The following is a 19,301-nucleotide window of genomic DNA, read 5'->3' on the forward strand; positions in this document are numbered from 1 at the left end:
CTCATCCCGCTTTTTTTTACACTCTGGAGGTCATATGCATCAACATCACGCCTGTGGCTGCGGCAAACCGCGTGCCAGGTTCGTCAGGCCCGTCCCCTCTCCCTTTCTATTCATGCTGCTACACCCGTAACGGCGGATACAGCGGGCTGTTGCTGTGACAGTAACAGCAGCCCTGGCAATGACGCCGACGCCGCTGAGGAAAGTGACCGGCGAGGCTCCTGGCCCTTTAGATGGCAGGTCAGCGGGATGGATTGCCCGAGCTGCGCCCGCACCATTGAAACCGCCGTCCGTCAGGTAAAAGGCGTGACCGACGCCCGCGTGCTGTTCAGCAGCGAAAAGCTGGTCGTCAACGCCGATCAGGATGTGCAAAACGCCGTTGAACAGGCGGTGAAAAAAGCCGGTTTTCAGCTCGCCATTCCATCAGCCTCGTCACCCGCCACGGCAACCACTCCGGGCTGGCAACAGAACCGGATGCTGATTTTGCTGGCATTGCTGGTACTCGTCAGCAGCGTCGTCAGCCAGTTCGCACCCGCCTGGGGCGATCGGCTGTTTGTGCTGACCACGCTGGTCGGCCTGATCCCGGTCGCACGCGGTGCATGGCAGCGCATTCGCAGCGGATCGCCTTTTACCATTGAGACATTAATGACACTGGCGTCAGCCGGTGCGCTGATTATTGGCGCGCACGCCGAAGCCGCGATGGTGCTGGTGCTGTTTCAGCTGGGCGAACAGCTGGAAAGTTATGCCGCTTCCAGGGCGCGCAGCGGCGTCACCAGCCTGATGGCGTTGCGGCCTGAGTCGGCTATTCGCCTTGAACAGGGCAAACGTCGTGAAGTACCGCTGGCGGCGCTGCAACCCGGCGATGTGATTGAAGTCGCGGCGGGCAGCCGCCTGCCGGTCGACGGCCGTTTAATCAGCCCGCTTGCCAGTTTCGATGAGAGCGCGCTGACCGGAGAATCATTGCCGGTCACGCGGGCCAGCGGCGAGAAGATTCTCGCGGGCGCCACCAGCGTGGATCGGCAGGTAATGCTGGAAGTGGTGTCGAAGCCGGGTGAAAGCGCGATTGACCGTATCCTGCAGCTGATTGAGGAGGCGGAAACGCACCGTGCGCCGGTAGAACGCTTTATCGATCAGTTCAGTCGCATCTATACGCCACTGGTGATGCTGCTGTCGCTGCTGGTGATGGTGGTGCCGCCCCTGCTTTTCGCAGGCGACTGGCAGCCGTGGATCTACAAAGGTCTGACGCTGCTGCTGATTGGCTGCCCCTGTGCGCTGGTGATCTCCACGCCCGCCGCGATTACCTCCGGGCTGGCGGCGGCGGCGCGACAGGGCGCGCTGATTAAAGGCGGTGCGGCGCTGGAGCGGCTGAGTTCGCTGCGCAGAATGGCGTTTGATAAAACAGGCACGCTGACGCTGGGCAAGCCACAACTGACGCAGATCCTGCGATTTGGCGAGGCCAGCGAATCAGAGATGCTGGCGCTTAGCGCCGCTGCGGAACAGGGTGCGACCCATCCACTGGCCAGCGCTATCGTGGCGGCCGCGCAGGCGCGTGAGCTGGTGATTCCTGACGCGCAGGATCAGCAGGTGCAGGCCGGACGCGGTATCCGTGCGCAGGTCTCAGGCCAGCAGATTCAGTTGCTGACGCCAGGACATGCTCCCGGTCTGACGCCGCAGCAAAATGCGCAGATAGCGCAACAGGAAGCCGAAGGTGAAACGCTGGTGGTGCTGATGCGCGATGGCGAAGCGCTGGGTGCGCTGGCCCTGCGCGATCAACTGCGCGATGACGCCATCGAGGCGTTAAAGGCGCTGAAAAAGCTGGGCATTGAGAGCCTGATGCTGACGGGTGACAATCCTCGCGCCGCAGCAACCATTGCCCGCCAGCTGGATATCGATTATCGCGCCAGCCTGCTGCCCGCCGATAAGGTGGCGGCCATCCGTGAACTGAGTCAGCAGCAGCCGCTGGCGATGGTCGGAGATGGTATTAACGACGCCCCGGCGATGAAAGCGGCGACGCTGGGCATTGCCATGGGCAACGGCACTGATGTCGCGCTGGAAGCGGCCGATGCGGCCCTGACGCGAAATCAGCTCAGCGATCTGGCCCCGATGATTGCGCTGGCATGCCGGACACGGCGCATCATTCGCCAGAATATCGGTATTGCGCTGGGTCTGAAGGCGATTTTCCTGGTCACTACCCTGCTGGGCCTGACCGGACTGTGGCTGGCGGTGCTGGCAGATTCCGGTGCGACCGCGCTGGTCACCGCCAACGCTTTGCGCTTACTGCGTCGTCGCGCCTGAGTGTGAGGCTTCTGATCGATGAGTAAGGTTAACGACGGCCCGAACGGCTGTCGTTAACCCGCCACGCCTTTACGGATCAGAAACTGATAAGGCAGCGTGTCGGTCTGCTGCGCCAGCAGGCCATGTTCCATAAAGCGGCAGAAGCCGGGAATGTCGCGCGTCGTCGCCGGATCGTCGGCGATAATCAGCAACGTCTCGCCATCCTGCAGGCCGCGTACGGTTTTGCGCACCATCATCACCGGCTCCGGGCAACGCAGGCCACGGGCATCCAGCTGATGATCGGCAGAGGAAAAAGCATCGCTCATAATCAACTCGGTTCAGCAAAAGGGCGCCTATTCTAGCGCGTGCTGGCGGTGAAGCAAGGCGATAACGATTGCGTTAAAATTAACCATTGCATAAAAAGCACAACGCGGTAAGATGCCGCCGCTTTTTGCTCATAAAACTGCCAGGCGCTGCCCGAACGGCGTCCCGCAATGGGTTCCCTCACCCCAACATTAAAAAGGTTGAATATGCTCGCATTTTCTTCACGTCAGCGCATGCATGCGCTTTTCTGGTTGTCGCTGTTTCACCTGCTGGTGATCACATCAAGTAACTATCTGGTTCAGTTGCCAATTTCTGTCTTTGGCTTCCACACCACCTGGGGTGCATTCAGCTTTCCCTTTATCTTCCTGGCGACCGATCTCACCGTGCGTATTTTTGGCGCACCGCTGGCCCGACGCATTATTCTGGCTGTGATGATCCCGGCGCTGTTTATCTCTTACGGCGTTTCGGCACTGTTTTATCAGGGTGAATGGCAGGGCTGGCAGGCACTGGAAGTCATGAATCTCTTTGTTGCCCGTATCGCCTGCGCCAGCTTCATGGCTTACGCGCTGGGTCAGATCCTCGACGTTCATGTATTTAACCGTCTGCGTCGTCTGCCACAGTGGTGGATAGCACCAGGCTGTGCCATGTTCCTGGGAAATATCAGCGATACGCTGGCCTTCTTCTTCATCGCCTTCTACAAAAGTCCTGATGCCTTTATGGCGCAGCACTGGGTTGAGATCGCCCTGGTGGATTACAGCTTCAAAGTGCTTATCTGCATGGTCTTCTTCCTGCCCGCCTACGGCGTACTGCTCAACGCCGCGCTGAAGCGTCTGGCGGAACGTCAGACCGCCCGCCAGGTCAATTTCGGCTGAGCCGGGTTTATCAGACGTTATTGTTGCAGGCAGTCTGGACACGGACAGCGCGGAACAATCCGTAGTACGTGAGGATTACTCGCTGCGCTCGCCCCTTCAGGGCCGCCCTGACGGGCGTTCAGGTTGCTAAAGCAGCCTGTGTGAGCACTGCCCAGGTTCAGAATGACAAAAAAATAGTCTGATTGGCCAGGCGCTAAGAGCCCATACCATTTCCGCCATTACCCGCTAAGATCTTCTGACAATCATCAGGTTGCGTTTGCAGCCTGATTCCTGTTGTATTACTGCCTGACTGGAAACTTAAAAAGGGATTCTGATGCGCAATCTGGTGAAATATGTAGGAATGGGTTTACTGGTATTGGGCTTAGCCGCCTGTGACCAGAAGAAAGATGAAGCAGCGAATGACAACGGCGTCAGCGCCAGTCAGTCGGCGCAGACTGTCACGCTGATGGATGGCAAACTGAGCTTCTCACTGCCACCAGGCATGTCAGATAAAAGCGGTAAACTGGGTTCGCAGACCACGAACATGCACGTTTACGCAGATGAAACCGGTGCCCGCGCCATTATTGTGATTGCTGGCGACCCGACCAGTGATGGGCTGGATGTGCTGTCGAAGCGCATGGAACAGCAGCAGCGTAACCGCGACCCACAGCTGCAGGTGGTGTCGAACAAATCTGTGACGCTGAAAGATCAGCCCGCACAGCAGCTGGATACGGTGATTTCTGCCAACAACCAGACCTCATGGTCTTCCGTGGTGCTGGCTAAAGTCGATGGCAAGCTGGTGACACTGCAGATTACGCTGCCAGGCGATAATCAGCAGCAGGCGCAGAGCGATGCTGACAACATTGTGAAAAGCATTACGCTGAAGTAAAGCAAAAGGCTGGCTTCCCACAGGGAAGCCAGCCTTTGTTCAGAGCAGGTTATAAACCTGTATTTTCCCGAATATATTTCCGCGCTTTCACCGCATATTCAAAAGGATTGGCCAGCGCCGGATCCTGCTCCGCTTCCACCACCATCCAGCCTTTGTAGCCGTAATCATCCAGGATTTTAAACACCGGTTTGAAGTCAATCACGCCATCGCCTGGTACGGTAAAGGTGCCCTTTTTCACGCCTTCCAGGAATGAGAGATGATTCTCCCGCACCTCAGTGACCACCTCATCACGCACATCCTTGAGATGAACGTGGAAGATGCGCGGCAGATATTTTTCCAGTACCGCCAGCATCTTCTGCTGGGAGCCTTCGGAGTAGTAGACGTGACCAGTGTCATAGAGCAAACCAACCTGCTCGTCGGTCATCGCCATAAACCGGTCAATCTCTTCCGTGGTCTGAATGCCAGTGCCCATGTGGTGATGCAGCGTCACGCGCATCCCTTTCTCCGCTGCGATGCGGGCCAGTTCATTGTAGCCTTCTGCCGTTAACTGCCACTCTTCATCGCTGAAAATCGCTTTCTCTTCAAACACTGCAAGCCCGGTGCCCTGAATACTTTTACTCTGCTCAGAACAGCCAATCACCCGCGCGCCCATCGCATGCAGGAAGTTCATGTGCTCGATGAACTGTTCGATGGTTTTCTCTTTGTCACCGTTGGCGAAAAAGGTGCTGAACCAGGCGTTGCAGATCTGGATGCCGCGAATGTCGAGCATCGGTTTCAGAATCGCCGGATCGCGCGGGTATTTGCTGCCCACTTCGCTGCCGGTAAAGCCAGCCAGCGCCATCTCGCTCACGGTCTGCTGGAAAGTATTTTCACTGCCGAGATCCGGCATGTCATCGTTGGTCCAGCCGATCGGCGCGATAGCCAGTTTTACGTTCTCTTTGTTCATTTTCTCATTCCCAGGCGGAGAGCGGTCAGGCCGCATAGACAGCTGAATCAGTTATAGAAAGCAGGACGCGGCGGCATCTCTACCGGCTCAATCGCACCACTGTTCTGCGCTTTGATACAGGCATCGGCGGCCACGGAGGCGGCAAAGCCATCCCAGGCAGAAGGGCCGGTAAGCTGGCCCGCTTTGATATCGTTGATAAACGCCTGCAGCTCAACGTCATACGCTTCGATAAAGCGATCTTTCCAGTCCACCAGAATGGTGTTCGACAGGCGCGCATCTTTGCGCAGCTGTACTGATGAAGGCTCCGGCAGACGAGCAATCCCCTCTTCACCGACCACTTCACACTGAATGTCATAGCCGTAAGCGCAGTTAACAAAAATCTCAACGTCGATACGCACCCCTTTGTGGGTTTCAAACAGGACGATCTGCGGGTCTTTCAGCTGACCATGCGACTTCGACGTCACGCGCGGGAAGATGACCTGCACGGTTTTATAGTCGTCGTTTGTCAGCCAGCGCAGCACATCCAGCTCGTGGATGAGGGTGTTGGTGATCGCCATCGGCGTGCTGTAGTTCTCTGGCACGGTCGGGTTGCGGTGCGCGCAGTGCAGCATCAGCGGCTCACCGATATCGCCATCGGTAATCACTTTTTTCAGGGCGCGATAGCCTGCATCGTAAGGACGCATAAAGCCGACCTGCACCAGGCGTTTACCTGCCTGAATCTCTGCATCCACCACCCGGCGGCAGCCCTCGGCGCTCATCGCCAGCGGCTTCTCACAGAATACCGGTTTACCGGCGGCAATCGTCGCTAACGTGAACTCTTCATGGGTTGGATCCCATGAGGTGACCAGCACCGCATCAACATTCGGTGACTGAATCACATCGTGGCCATTTTCGAACACCTCTGCCTCAATATTCAGGCGCTGCAGTGCAGCACGTGCGCCATCGACATTGATGTCAGAGACGGCAACCACCTGGGCACCCTGCAGCACATGGCTGCAGCGGCGAATATGTTCCTGACCAATTGCACCTGTACCGATGACGCCAAGTTTCAAAGTCATAATTACACCTGTGTAGGATTCGTACGGAGAAGAGGAAAACGGGCCGCAGCACGGCCCGGAAATTAATATTTGCGCGCCTGATCCAGATGGCTGTTGAGCTTGTCCGCCACCGCCTGAGCGCGTTCGGTTTTCGACGCCTGCGCCACACCGACATGCCACCAGCTGAAATATTTGTGGATCATGGTTTTAGGCAGCACTTTGATGTCGATAAGAGTGGAAACCGTCTGGTTACGGGCATCTTCCAGCGCCGCTTTGAGCTGCTCCAGCGTGGTGACACGATAGGTTTTGCAGCCATAACCGGCAGCAATCGCGGCGAAATCGACCGGGATAAAACCGCCGTCCAGCTTGCCACCTTCCGGGTTACGGAAGCGGAACTCGGTGGTGAAGCTGTCCATGCCGTGTTCCATCTGCAGGTTATTGATGCAGCCGTTGGTCATGTTATCCAGCAGCACCACGTTAATCTTCGCCCCTTCCTGAATCGAGGTGACCAGCTCTGAGTGCAGCATCATAAAGGAGCCATCACCGACCAGCGCATAGACCTCGCGCTGCGGTTGCGCCAGCTTGACACCCAGCGCGGCATTCACTTCATAGCCCATGCAGGAGTAGCCATATTCAACGTGATAGGCGTTGTAATCTTTGGTGCGCCAGACGCGCTGCAGGTCACCCGGCAGACTGCCTGCCGCTGCCACGACCACCGCGTCTTTCGGCAGTTGCTCGTTCAGCGTGCCGAGTACGCTGCTTTGCGTCAGCAGCGACTGGGTCAGGCGGTTAAATTCAGCGAACACCGCTTCGCGGTCGAGATGATCAGCAATCTCCGGCACAAAGTCGCCATCGTGATATTCCACCTGGTAGACGCGCTGCGTCTCTTTCAACAGCTGACTCTGCGCCTGCTCAATCTGATTGCCCCAGTCGTTGCTGTAGTGCTGTGAGGCCAGCGCGGCGGTGAGCGCGGTCAGCCCTTCGCGGGCATCGGCCAGCAGCTGCACGCCATCCAGCTTGTAGCTGTCGAAGTTGCTGACATTGATGTTCAGGAAGCTGACATCGGGATGCTGGAAAATCCATTTTGATGCAGTAGTGAAATCGGTGTAACGGGTGCCGATGCCGATCACTAAATCGGCTTCTTTTGCCAGCAGGTTAGCGGCCAGGCAGCCGGTTTCACCCACGCCGCCGACATTCAGCGGATGGTCAGAAACCAGTGTGCCTTTGCCCGCCTGCGTCTCGGCAAAAGGAATCTGATAACGCTCAGCAAACTGGCGCAGCGCCTCGCCCGCTTCGGAGTATTTCACACCGCCGCCGCAGATAATCATCGGCTTGCGCTTACGATTAATCAGCATCAGGGCATCTGCCAGCTGCGCCGCCACCGGCAGACGGCGATCCAGACGGTGCACACGTTTCTGGAAGAAGTAGTCCGGATAATCCCAGGCTTCGCCCTGCACATCCTGCGGAAGAGAGAGCGTGACCGCGCCGGTTTCAGCCGGATCGGTGAGTACGCGCATGGCATTAATACAGGCGGACATCAGTTGCTCCGGGCGGCTGACGCGATCCCAGTATTTGCTGACGGCGCGGAAGGCGTCGTTGGTGCTGATGCTGAGGTCGTAGCTCTGCTCAATCTGTTGCAGCACGGGATCGGGCTGGCGGGTAGCGAAGACATCGCCGGGCAGCAGCAGCAGCGGAATGCGGTTAGCCGTAGCCGTCGCGGCGGCAGTGATCATATTCGCCGCACCAGGCCCCACGGATGAACTGCAGGCGATAATCTGACGGCGCAGTGACTGGCGGGCAAAGCCGGTGGCAGCATGGGCCATGCCCTGCTCATTACGGCCCTGATAAACCCTCAAATCGCCGCTATCCTGTTCCAGCGCCTGGCCCAGCCCCAGCACGTTGCCATGGCCGAAGATCGCGAAGATACCTTTGACGAACTTCGTTTCAACGCCATCGACATCAATGAATTGATTATCCAGAAATTTAACCAGCGCCTGTGCCGTGGTCAGTCTGATAGTGCTCATATTCTTCCTTACATGCTGGTGGACTCCGACTTCCGCGACAGCACGCCAGGCGTTGTCTTGGGCGGAAAAGGCGACCGGAATAACTGAAACGTGAGGCGATTATAAACAAATATTTTTTTCATAAAACACGATTACAGAAGAAACATTTCATTTTGCGAGTGAGATCAAATTTAATGGCGGCTTCAGGTGTGACGGGGGATTGCAGAGGGGAAATCTGGAACGTTTAACAGAGAGTGGCACATGATGAAAAAATTTATTTCAATGCAGCAGCATGCCTGACTGGCGTGCGGATTCCTGCGATCCCCTTCACAACCCTGACATACCGGACATCGTGCCGACGAAGACTGCGCAGACGGAAGAGAATCAGGAGTTTTACCTGGTTCACAAAATTGCGATGGATATTTCATTTCGTGTTGAATATGGAATTTTTATTCCTCATAATTCTCCCATTGTCAGTCAGACACCCACAGACCCGGATGCAGAGCGAATATAGCGTCGACCTTTTCGCCCGCCAGCCCTGCTAATCACAAGAGGAAACCACAGGTATGAGTACACAACAGAAGCCGCTTGATGTGATTTGTATCGGGCGAATTGCCGTTGATTTTTATGGCCAGCAAATTGGAGCGCGGCTGGAAGATGTCACCTCCTTTGCGAAATATCTGGGCGGTTCCTCAGGCAACGTCGCCTATGGCACCGCGATTCAGGGGCTGAAATCAGCGATGCTGGCGCGGGTGGGAGATGAGCATAATGGTCGCTTTCTGCGTGAAGCGTTGCAGCGCGTCGGCTGTAATACCGATGCGTTGATCACCGATCCACGGCGTCTGACGGCACTGGTGATCCTGGGCATCAAAGACGAAGAGACTTTTCCGCTGATTTTCTACCGTGATAACTGCGCTGACATGGGGCTGGTGCCGGAAGATATTGATGAAACCTTTATTACCTCTTCCCGCGCGGTAGCGGTAACCGGCACTCACTTATCGCATCCACAAACCCGTGAAGCTGTGCTGAAAGCGCTGGATATCGCCCGCCGCAACGGTCTGCGCACGGCGCTGGATATTGATTACCGCCCGGTATTGTGGGGGCTGACCTCGCTGGGTGACGGTGAAACGCGTTTCATTGAGTCTTCCCAGGTTACGCAGCAGTTGCAGGAAGTGGTGCACTATTTCGATTTGATCGTCGGCACCGAAGAGGAGTTTCACATCGCCGGTGGCAGCACCGATACCCTGACTGCTCTGAAGAACGTACGCAAGGCGAGCCAGGCAACGCTGGTCTGCAAACGCGGTCCGCTGGGTTGCGTGGTATTTGAAGGGGATATCCCGGATAGCTGGGAAGAGACTCAGCTGCACACCGGCGTGCGCGTTGACGTGCTCAACGTGCTGGGCGCGGGTGATGCCTTTATGTCTGGCCTGCTGCGCGGCTGGCTGAATGATGAAGGCTGGGAGCAGGCCTGCCGTTACGCCAACGCCTGTGGGGCGCTGGTGGTTTCACGCCACGGCTGTGCCCCGGCCATGCCAACCAAAGCGGAACTGGATGATTTCCTGAGCCGCGACAAAGAGGTGAAACGTCCCGATCTCGACAGTCGTCTGAACCACCTTCACCGCGTGACCACCCGCAAGCAGGCGTGGCCGGAGCTGAACGTTTTCGCTTTTGATCATCGCAAACAACTGGCGGACATGGCGCAGGAAGCGGGCGTGGATGAAAGCCGTATTCCACAGCTGAAACTGCTGCTGCTGGAAGCCGCTCAGGAGGCTGCCAGAGAGGCGGGATTAGAGAATAAGAGCGGCATTCTGGCGGATACCACCTATGGTCAGAAAGCGCTGAATGCCATCACCGGGAAGAACTGGTGGATTGGCCGTCCGATTGAGCTGCCGAGCTCACGTCCGCTGCGCCTGGAGCATGGCAACATTGGCTCGCAGCTGATCGACTGGCCCGCCGAGCACGTAGTGAAATGTCTGGTGTTTTATCATCCTCACGACAGTGCTGAACTGCGTAAAGAGCAGGATGATGTGGTGCTCGACGTCTGGAAAGGCTGTAACAAAAGCGGGCATGAGCTGCTGCTGGAAGTGATTCTGCCGGAGAGCAACCCGGATAAGAATGAAGCCTATTACCTTGATATGCTGACGCATTTCTACAGTCTGGGCATCCAGCCTGACTGGTGGAAGCTGCCACCGCTGTCCGCGGAAAGCTGGCAGGCGATCAGCACGCTGATTGAGCAGCAGGATCCCAACTGTCGCGGCATTCTGTTACTCGGTCTGGATGCGCCTGAAGAGAAGCTTAAAGCGGGCTTTGCCGCAGCGGCCAATGCGCCCTGGGTGAAAGGCTTTGCGGTGGGTCGCACTATCTTTGGTCAGCCTTCGCGCCAGTGGCTGCAGGGTGAACTGGACGACCAGGCGCTGATTGAGACCGTTAAAGGCAATTATCTGCGGCTGATTGAGTACTGGCGTGCTGCCCGCGCCTGATTTTCTGCTCTGCTATAGACTGTCTCAACCGCGATGGCCTCAGACGGCTGACTTACTCAAGGCAGGGTGAAGGTTGCAGCAACAAATAAGCTCAACGCGCAGGTAACATGGTCAGATCGGAAAGTCGCTTAAGCCATCCATGGCCGCTCGGCCCGCCCCGTCCCTGGCGCGGGACGCTTTCCTCCTCTGACCATGTTACCTGAGCCTGCGCGAACTCATAGCAGGCAGAGACAGACTCTTTCATCACGCTATCCCAACCGGGATGGCGTTTTTTACTGGTTACCCTCCCAGCCTGCTGTCATTTCATCCCGGTTTTCACCCTGACATTGCCCGCGAAGAGTCACGCCTCGGGCGCTAAAGCTAATCTGTGAACCATTTCATAAAGCCATGAAATAAACTGCGCCGTTAACGCAAAGAAATGAAATTTTCCATCCATCTGGTAATATAGCGCTCATTATGCAGCCATTATTCTAATTATACGGGCAGAAGTGATGAACAATAATCCCACCCAACTTTCTCTCTTGCAGGACGATATTCGTCGCCGCTATGAAACACTGAGCAAGCGTCTTAAACAGGTTGCGCGCTACATCCTTGATAACAGTAACAGTATTGCTTTCGATACCGTCGCCTCGATTGCCCAGCAGGCCGATGTGCCGCCGTCGACGCTGATTCGTTTTGCGAATGCGTTTGGCTTCAGCGGTTTTAACGAAATGAAACAGGTTTTTCGTCAGCACCTGATGGAGGAGACGGTCAACTATACCGAGCGCGCTCGCCTGTTTCGTCAGACCTCAACGGACGACAGCGCCAGTGCCCCTGAAAGCCCAGCGGAGATCCTCAACGTCTTTACGATGGTGAACAGCCAGGCGTTGCAGCAACTGGCGATGCAGGTTAATCCTGAGCAGCTGAACAAGGCGGTGAAACTGCTGAATGAGGCTGAGAACATCTATGTCATCGGCCTGCGTCGCTCCTTTAGCGTCGCCTCCTATCTGGTTTACGCGCTGCGGCACCTGGAGCGTCGCGCGTTTCTGATTGATGGTCTGGGCGGGATGTTTACCGAGCAGCTCAGCCTGGTAAATCCGAAAGATGTGGTGATTGCGATCAGCTACTCGCCTTATGCGCGTGAGGCGGTCGAAGTGGTCGAAATGGGTGCTAAACGTGGCGCGCATCAGATTGCTATTACCGACAGCCAGGTCAGCCCGCTGGCCGCCTTTAGTGATGTCTGCTTTGTGGTGCGTGAAGCGCAGGTCGATGGCTTCCGTTCGCAGGTCGCCTCGCTCTGCCTGGCACAGACGCTGGCGGTGTCACTGGCTTTGAACAACGCCGATAGTTCCGCTCAGTAACCTGCGTTCCGCACAGTAAAAAGGGCAGCCCAATCGGCTGCCCTTTTTGAGGCTATCCACGCACTATACACGCCTGATAAAACCGCCGTGATTTACGCGTTGCGCGGATAGCTGTCGCTGTTCACCCAGGCGTGATCTTTCTCCCAGCTGAATTTCCACAACCGCACCGGCCCCGCCATCACGTTCAGATAGTAGTTGTTGTAACCTGCCAGCGTCGCCACCGGATGATAGCCGCGCGGCACCATCACCACGTCGCGATTATAGGGTGCCATGCAGACATCCAGTGAGCGGTCGTCGGTGTAGACGCGTTGCATGGCAAAGCCAGGCTCCGGATCGAAACGGTGATAGTAGGTTTCTTCCAGGTAGGTTTCGTTTTCACTCTCCTCCTGATCGTGCTTGTGGCTGGGATACGAGCTGGTATCGCCCTCGTTGGTATAAACCTCAACCACCAGCAGGCTGTCAGCCGGTTCAGTGTCAGGCAGAATGTTATGCACCAGGCGCTGATTGCGCCCTTTTCCGCGATGCTCAACACCCACATCCGCTGGTGCAATCAGTCGTGCAGGCAGATTTCCCTGACCGGGCGCGTTACAGACCGCCAGTTCAAGATCGCTGTCTGCATACACTTCCACTTCATCATCATGCGGCACATAAACGGAATAAGGCGGCACGCGTTCGAAAGGCGACATGCGCTTACCGATACCGGGAAACTCAGCATGGCGGGTTTTCACCGAGGCCAGCCCGGCTACCAGCACCAGACACAGCTCTTTATCACCACTGTTGAGGTGCAGGGTTTCCCCTTTTTTCAGCAGATAAGCATCAAACCCTACATAACGCCAGCCAGCACGCTCAGGTGTGACATGCTGAATACGGCCCTGTGCGTCAGGGGCCTGTGCTTTCGACAGTAAAGACATCCCGATCCTCCTCTCTGTCACGATTAACACGGCGAGAGTCACGCGGGCGCAATGCCAGCGAACAAAGCGACCGGCAGACTATCCTGCCGGTCGCACACCGTGATCGACGTTGAAATAAATTAGCCTAAGGTTGGCATACTGAATTCAGACACGGTCTGCTGACCGGACGGCCAGCGCACGGTGGCGGTTTTCATGCGCGTATAGAAGCGCACGCCGTCCGGCCCGTGGACATTCAGCGCGCCAAACACGGAACGTTTCCAGCCACCGAAGCTGTGGAATGCCATCGGCACCGGAACCGGCACGTTGACACCCACCATGCCCGCTTCAACGTTCTGCACAAACTCACGCGCGGTGTGACCGTTGCTGGTGAAAATCGCACTGCCGTTGCCAAACTCATGGCTGTTAACCAGTTGCAGTGCGCTGTCGTAATCCGGTGCGCGCATGATGCTCAGCACCGGCCCAAAAATCTCTTCACGCCAGATCACCATCTCAGAGGTGACGTTATCAAACAGCGTGCCGCCAACGTAGTAACCTTCTGCGTGACCCGCAACCTGCACGTTACGGCCATCCACCACCAGCTTCGCACCTTCCTGCTCGCCTTTGTCGATGTAACCCAGCACCTTCTTCTGGTGCGCAGCGGAGACCACCGGACCCATCTCATTTTCTTCGGCACCCTGACTCATTCCCGGGCCGATACGCAGTGCTTTCACCAGCGGTGTCAGGCGGGCAATCAGCTTGTCAGCGGTGTCATCACCCACGGCGACAACAACAGGCAGAGCCATACAGCGTTCACCGGCAGAACCAAACGCACCGCCCATGATGGCGTTAACGGTGGCATCCAGATCGGCATCCGGCATCACGATAGCGTGGTTTTTCGCCGCGCCAAATGCCTGCACTCGCTTGCCGTGGGCGCTGGCGGTCTTATAGATATGCTCAGCGACGCCTGAAGAACCGACGAAGCTCACCGCGGCAATGCGCGGATCCTTATAGAGCTGCTCAGCATCTTCATTAGAGCTGTGCACCACGTTGAAAACGCCATCCGGCAGGCCCGCTTCGGTCAGCAGCTCGGCCATACGCACGGCCGCAGACGGATCCAGCGCCGGTGGCTTCAGGACAAAGGTGTTACCGCAGGCCAGTGCGATCGGGAACATCCACAATGGCACCATCGCCGGGAAGTTGAACGGCGTAATGCCCGCAACGACGCCAACCGGCTGCATCAGCGAGAAGCTGTCAACGCCGCCGCCGACGTTCGGGGAATATTCGCCTTTGAGCAAATGAGGGATCCCGCAGGCAAACTCAATCACTTCAATGCCACGCGTCAGTTCACCCAGTGCATCGGACCAGACTTTGCCATGCTCAGAGACAATCAGCGCCGCCAGCTCATCACGATGCTGCTCCATCAGGGCTTTAAAGTTAAACAGAACGCGGGCGCGACGCAGCGGCGAGGTTTTAGACCAGGCTGAAAATGCGTCATGCGCGACACCAATCGCCTGAGCCACTTCATCAGCGGTACTTTGCGTCAGTTCACGGACCACTTTGCCGGTTGCCGGATCGTAAACAGGAATGGTTTCGTTGCTGGCGCTGAACGTGATTTTACCGCCAATAAAGTTACCTATGGTTGTCATGATGTTGCCTCTTAAGATGGTTAAGTTCCCTGCAGACGGGCCCTGTGGCCTGCCACACTGCCTGACCAGGCAAACCTGAAAGCGTGCTATGAAGCTATTACAGTGGAATAAATTTTTCAAATAGTTATTTTTGGAAAATTTGATTTTAGCGGCACAGATCGCATTTTTATTGTCCACTCTTGTCTGACCGCGTTATGAGAGCAGCAGAGCAATATTACCGGTCAGCCTTAGCGTAACAGGGGAATTTCCGCGGCGTGGATCACGTCTTTTTCTGCGAAGTCGATCCAGCGTTGACGCATCAGCGTGAAACGAAATATGAAATTAATGCGAGGCTGATCTAATAAAATACATTTCATAATTCACTAATTATGAAATAAATGTTTTCTTTAGTCGAAACATTCTCCTGTTCGGAGTTAGCGCATGGCCATCGACCCAACCCGTTTCTGTATCAACCGCAAAATTGCGCCCCGGCTCTCGCTGGAAGCCTTCTTCCAGCTGGTTCAGCGTCTGGGCCTGAGCAAGGTTGAACTGCGTAATGATATGCCCGGCGGCAGCGTCACTGACGATCTCAGCACCGATCAACTGCACGCCCTGGCCGACAGATACCACATTGATATCATCAGCATTAATGCGCTCTATCCGTTTAACCAAATTGATGACGTGCTGCTGAGCCGGGCTGAGGCGCTGTTACAGACAGCACAACAGATTGGTGCAAAAGCGCTGGTGATGTGTCCGCTGAATGAGGGGATTACTGTGTCGCCTCAACAGACACAGGCGGCGATGCAGGCGCTGGCACCGCGCTTTGCCCACTATGGCATTCTGGGGCTGGTGGAGCCACTGGGTTTCCCGGTCAGCTCACTGCGTTCGATCGTGCAGGCGCAGGCGTTGATCGCTGCGGCAGGCGTGCCTTTTAAGCTGTTGCTGGATACTTTTCATCATCATCTCTATGAGAAGGCAGAACAGGAATTCCCGGTGGGTATCGATATTGACCAGATTGGACTGGTGCACCTTTCAGGCGTGGAAGATCAACGTCCGACCGCCGAATTGACCGACGAAGAACGCATCATGCTGAGTGACAATGATGTGCTGAAGAGCGTGGTGCAGGTTAAACGGCTGGAGATGCTTGGCTATAAGGGCGTCTACGCCTTTGAGCCGTTCTCCGGTCAGCTTAACAGCTGGACCCCGGCGGAGATTGAACGCCAGATCCGCCACAGTATTGAACTGCTGCAGGCCTGAATCCTGCTGCATCCCGCATTTATCCGTTTATCTGTGTCTGAAAAGACGTTATGGCCCGCTGCTGGGCCATTTTTTTTATTCTGAAGAACCGTCTGCTGCTGCCTGCGATGCCTGATGCTTCAACAGGCGCAGCGTGCAGAAAAACGCGACACAGACCAGCAGCGCCGTGAGTAGATAGACGCGTGAGACATCCGCATAATTCATGATGAATCCGGCCAGTGGCCCGGTTATCCCCAGCGACAGATCCATAAAGGCGGTATAGGTTGCCAGGGCGCTGCCCTGATTCTGCTGCGGCACCACTTTTACCGCCACCACGCCCAGCGCCGGGAACACCAGAGAAAACCCGGCCCCGGTCAGAAAAGCACCCGCGTTTGCCATCAATGGATTACCCGCGGCGGCGACCAGAAATAGTCCGACCGCTTCAACCGCCAGACAAACGCTGGCGACCCGCAGACCGCCGTGGCGGTTAATCGCATTGGGAAACAGCAGGCGTGCGCCAACAAAAGCCATGCTGAACAGGGAAAGCGCAAAAGCGGCGCCTTGCCATCCTTTATCCTGATAGAACAGGGTAATAAAGGTGGCAATAACGCCAAAACCCGCCGATCCCATCGCCAGAATCGCACCAAAACCGGCGATTTTTCCCAGCACAGCCCGAAACGGCAGCGGTCTGGCGCGGCTGGCTTTTACAGCCGGACGCGGCACGGCGCAGACGATGCCCACGACACAGATGGCAACAATAACCAGTGACAGCCACAGCAAACCGCCTGCCTGAAAGATCACTACGCCGAGCGGTGCGCCAATGGCCATCGCACCATAGGTGACGATCCCGTTCCAGGATATTACCCGACCAATGTGCAGTGAACCCACCCTCGCCACTCCCCACAACGAGGTGCCGGTGCCGGTAAAACTCTGGCCCACGCCCAGAATCAACCGGCCCACGCAGAGCAGGATCAGGCTCCACATCGGTGATGCGATCAGGGCCGCCAGCAGAATACACAATCCGCTGATCAGACAGCCTGCCAGGCCCGTCACCACCACTTTTTTGGGTCCCCAGAGATCGGCATAGCGACCAGCATGTGGCCGGCTCAGCAGCGTCGCAACATATTGCAGGCTGATCACCAGGCCGGCCCAGAACGCGCTGAAGCCCAGCTGGTCATGCACCCAGCCTGGCAATACCGCCAGCGGCAGACCAATGGTGAGATAGCTGGCAAAGTTGTAGGCCACAATAGAGAGGATCAGCAGAGAGATATTCAGGTTGCCATGTGGGGTAGTCGGTTCCGCTGCAGGCTGTTCAGGCATGCGTCCTCACGATCGTATTTAGCTGAATGATAAGGTTTATCCCTTAACTATACCCGCTTTCGCCTCCTGCGCATCACAATGGCACGGTTATCTGGCGAACACGACAGCCCGGAGGTGCTGCAGATAACCGGACGAAAACAGCCACAAGGGAGAGTGGCTGTTCTGTTGCTATAGCTGAGTGCTGTGGCGCTAATACTCTCGCCACTTTGCCGCCGCGCTTTACCGTTTCTCTGATAAATCAGATTGTTAATTTTCTTTCAGCTACACTTTCAACAGCCAATTTACGTTATGAGAGAGAGAATGAGCGAGCTGCAACGGGAAAAGATCGGACAAAATATTCTGATAAAACTGGCGATGCTGGTCATCATCCTCGCCGGGGTTCGGGCAGCGTCCGATATTCTGGTTCCGCTTTTGCTGGCGGCGTTCTTTGCAATTGTACTCAACCCGCTGGTGACGATGCTGATGCGCCGGGGCTTTCGCCGTGGGCTGGCCATTGGCCTGGTCATCACGGTGATCTTCTGCGCCCTTGTGCTGCTGGGCGCCATCATCGCCAGCTCAATGAGCGAGTTTTCCGACCTCTACCCGCAACTGCGCGCCACGATGGAGCAGAAAATGACGGTGCTGCAACATCTGGCGGCAGGCTTTCATATCAATATCTCAACAGATGCGCTGGTTCAGCGTTTCGATCCTAACACTATGATGAACCTGGCAAGCGTGGCGCTGAGCGGCTTTTCCGGTGCGATGACCAATACTGTGCTGCTGGTGCTGACCGTGGTCTTTATGCTGTTTGAGGTTCATCACCTGCCCTATAAAATGCGTAACGCGCTGGTGAACCCTAAAATCCGCATTGCCGGGCTGCATAAAGCACTGAAAGGGGTCACGCACTATCTGGCGCTGAAAACCCTGGTGAGCCTGATCACCGGCATTGCGGTCTGGCTGAGTCTCTATCTGCTGGATGTGAAGTTCGCACTGCTCTGGGGTGTCGTAGCTTTTATCCTCAATTTCATTCCCAATATTGGTCCGATTATCGCCGGTATCCCACCCTTACTTCAGGCGCTGTTACTGAACAGTCTGTTTGATGCCGCGATGGTGGCAGCGCTGTTTACCGCGATTCACATGGTGTTCGGCAATATGCTGGAACCGCGACTGATGGGGCGCGGTCTGGGCTTATCAACGCTGGTGGTGTTCCTGTCGCTGGTGTTCTGGGGCTGGCTGCTCGGGCCGGTCGGCATGCTGCTCTCGGTGCCGCTGACCAGCATTACCAAAATCCTGATGGAAACCACGCCAGGCGGCAGCCGTCTGGCGATTATGCTGGGCACCGGACGACCTAAGCGGGCGCGGGGATTAACCAAGTAGCTGCTGCTGCACGTGCTGCAGATGGTTCTCCATCGCCTGGCGTGCAGCCGCTTCATCGCCCGCCACGATGGCATCGGCGATCTGCTGATGGTCAGCATTCATCTCGCGTGCGAAGCTATTATCAGCATAATGGCGCTCCAGTCGCTGCACATGCGGACTGTGCCGCCGGTTCCATAACTGCTCCAGCAGGTCGCGTAACACATCATTGCCGCTCATCTCGCTGATGAGCAGGTGAAAGCGTTTGTCCTGCTCCAGGAAGGCCGCATCGTTTGCATTGTACTGCTGCAGTTCAGCGGTCAGCGCCAGCAGTGCCGCGCGCTGAACGGCGGTGCCGTTACGTGCGGCAAATCCCGCCAGCATTCCCTCAAAGGCTTCCCGCGCCTGCAGCAGGTCCTGCAGGCTGCAACTCTCCTGCGGAACGGCGGCCTGCGGCAGTGGCTGCGCGACGTAGACGCCGTTGCCCGTGCGGATATCGACCCAGCCGGTCATTTCCAGCGCAATCAATGCTTCACGCACTGACGAGCGGCTGACACCCAGCTGTTTTGCCAGCTCGCGCTCGGGTGGCAGTAAGCCTCCTGCCGCAAAGTCACCGCGCGTGATGCCGGCCATAATGACGTTGGCGATCTGACGATACAGGCGCTCAGTTTTAATAACGGGTAGCGTCATCACCCTCTCCTCTTCGTCCGCTTAAAACCGATCACATCGCTGATGCAGTTTGTGATGCTGCGATCCG

Annotated in this window: 14 protein-coding genes and 1 pseudogene; 7 read left to right on the forward strand and 8 right to left on the reverse strand. The window is 56.5% G+C overall.

Annotated elements, in window-relative coordinates; all coding sequences use genetic code 11:
• Nucleotides 1-34: 34 nt before the first annotated feature.
• Nucleotides 35-2,292, forward strand: a pseudogene (locus P2R09_RS15610) (zinc/cadmium/mercury/lead-transporting ATPase).
• A 53-nt stretch (nt 2,293-2,345) separates the two neighbouring features.
• Here the strand turns inward: P2R09_RS15610 and tusA are convergent.
• Nucleotides 2,346-2,597 (reverse strand): sulfurtransferase TusA, encoded by a 252-nt coding sequence (tusA, locus tag P2R09_RS15615; RefSeq protein WP_275771080.1) that lies wholly within the window; start codon nt 2,595-2,597, stop codon nt 2,346-2,348.
• Between the two features lie 204 nt (nt 2,598-2,801).
• On the opposite strand from tusA, the gene P2R09_RS15620 reads away from it, so the two are divergent.
• Both P2R09_RS15620 and P2R09_RS15625 read left to right on the forward strand, forming a co-directional pair.
• Nucleotides 2,802-3,467, forward strand: coding sequence for a 7-cyano-7-deazaguanine/7-aminomethyl-7-deazaguanine transporter (locus P2R09_RS15620; RefSeq protein ID WP_003852182.1), 666 nt, complete (start codon nt 2,802-2,804; stop codon nt 3,465-3,467).
• 313 nt (nt 3,468-3,780) lie between these two features.
• Nucleotides 3,781-4,335 carry a DcrB family lipoprotein gene (locus tag P2R09_RS15625; protein WP_003852180.1) on the forward strand — a complete coding sequence of 185 codons (555 nt, stop codon included), beginning with the start codon at nt 3,781-3,783 and terminating at the stop codon, nt 4,333-4,335.
• Between the two features lie 49 nt (nt 4,336-4,384).
• On the opposite strand, the gene iolE is transcribed toward P2R09_RS15625, so the two are convergent.
• From iolE to iolD, 3 genes are all read right to left on the reverse strand, one after another.
• Nucleotides 4,385-5,281 (reverse strand): myo-inosose-2 dehydratase, encoded by an 897-nt coding sequence (gene iolE, locus P2R09_RS15630; protein WP_275771081.1) that lies wholly within the window; start codon nt 5,279-5,281, stop codon nt 4,385-4,387.
• A 47-nt stretch (nt 5,282-5,328) separates the two neighbouring features.
• The gene (locus P2R09_RS15635; protein WP_275771082.1) at nt 5,329-6,339 is read right to left on the reverse strand and encodes a Gfo/Idh/MocA family oxidoreductase; all 1,011 of its coding nucleotides are present in this window, start codon (nt 6,337-6,339) and stop codon (nt 5,329-5,331) included.
• 62 nt (nt 6,340-6,401) lie between these two features.
• Complete coding sequence (iolD, locus tag P2R09_RS15640) at nt 6,402-8,342, reverse strand: 3D-(3,5/4)-trihydroxycyclohexane-1,2-dione acylhydrolase (decyclizing) (RefSeq protein ID WP_275771083.1); 1,941 nt, start codon at nt 8,340-8,342, stop codon at nt 6,402-6,404.
• 545 nt (nt 8,343-8,887) lie between these two features.
• Here iolD and iolC point away from each other — a divergent pair.
• Entirely contained in the window at nt 8,888-10,801 is a 1,914-nt protein-coding gene (iolC, locus tag P2R09_RS15645; protein WP_275771084.1) for a 5-dehydro-2-deoxygluconokinase, read from the forward strand.
• Between the two features lie 491 nt (nt 10,802-11,292).
• Complete coding sequence (locus tag P2R09_RS15650) at nt 11,293-12,141, forward strand: MurR/RpiR family transcriptional regulator (RefSeq protein WP_033784214.1); 849 nt, start codon at nt 11,293-11,295, stop codon at nt 12,139-12,141.
• A gap of 92 nt (nt 12,142-12,233) precedes the next feature.
• Here the strand turns inward: P2R09_RS15650 and iolB are convergent, their stop codons facing one another.
• Both iolB and P2R09_RS15660 read right to left on the reverse strand, forming a co-directional pair.
• Nucleotides 12,234-13,052, reverse strand: coding sequence for a 5-deoxy-glucuronate isomerase (gene iolB / locus P2R09_RS15655; RefSeq protein WP_275771085.1), 819 nt, complete (start codon nt 13,050-13,052; stop codon nt 12,234-12,236).
• Between the two features lie 119 nt (nt 13,053-13,171).
• Nucleotides 13,172-14,677 (reverse strand): CoA-acylating methylmalonate-semialdehyde dehydrogenase, encoded by a 1,506-nt coding sequence (locus P2R09_RS15660; protein ID WP_003852171.1) that lies wholly within the window; start codon nt 14,675-14,677, stop codon nt 13,172-13,174.
• 420 nt (nt 14,678-15,097) lie between these two features.
• On the opposite strand from P2R09_RS15660, the gene P2R09_RS15665 reads away from it, so the two are divergent.
• Nucleotides 15,098-15,913 carry a TIM barrel protein gene (locus P2R09_RS15665; protein WP_275771086.1) on the forward strand — a complete coding sequence of 272 codons (816 nt, stop codon included), beginning with the start codon at nt 15,098-15,100 and terminating at the stop codon, nt 15,911-15,913.
• A gap of 75 nt (nt 15,914-15,988) precedes the next feature.
• Here the strand turns inward: P2R09_RS15665 and P2R09_RS15670 are convergent, their stop codons facing one another.
• Nucleotides 15,989-17,212 carry an MFS transporter gene (locus P2R09_RS15670; protein WP_275771087.1) on the reverse strand — a complete coding sequence of 408 codons (1,224 nt, stop codon included), beginning with the start codon at nt 17,210-17,212 and terminating at the stop codon, nt 15,989-15,991.
• A gap of 300 nt (nt 17,213-17,512) precedes the next feature.
• Here P2R09_RS15670 and P2R09_RS15675 point away from each other — a divergent pair, with 300 nt between their 5' ends.
• A complete protein-coding gene (locus tag P2R09_RS15675; RefSeq protein WP_003852166.1) occupies nt 17,513-18,568 on the forward strand; it encodes an AI-2E family transporter in 1,056 nt (351 codons plus the stop codon).
• On the opposite strand, the gene P2R09_RS15680 is transcribed toward P2R09_RS15675, so the two are convergent.
• The gene (locus P2R09_RS15680; RefSeq protein WP_275771088.1) at nt 18,557-19,234 is read right to left on the reverse strand and encodes a FadR/GntR family transcriptional regulator; all 678 of its coding nucleotides are present in this window, start codon (nt 19,232-19,234) and stop codon (nt 18,557-18,559) included. The genes P2R09_RS15675 and P2R09_RS15680 overlap by 12 nt on opposite strands.
• Nucleotides 19,235-19,301: the final 67 nt, after the last annotated feature.

Origin of the sequence: Pantoea sp. Cr_R13 (assembly GCF_029222565.1) — a bacterium.
GTDB lineage: Bacteria > Pseudomonadota > Gammaproteobacteria > Enterobacterales > Enterobacteriaceae > Pantoea > Pantoea eucalypti.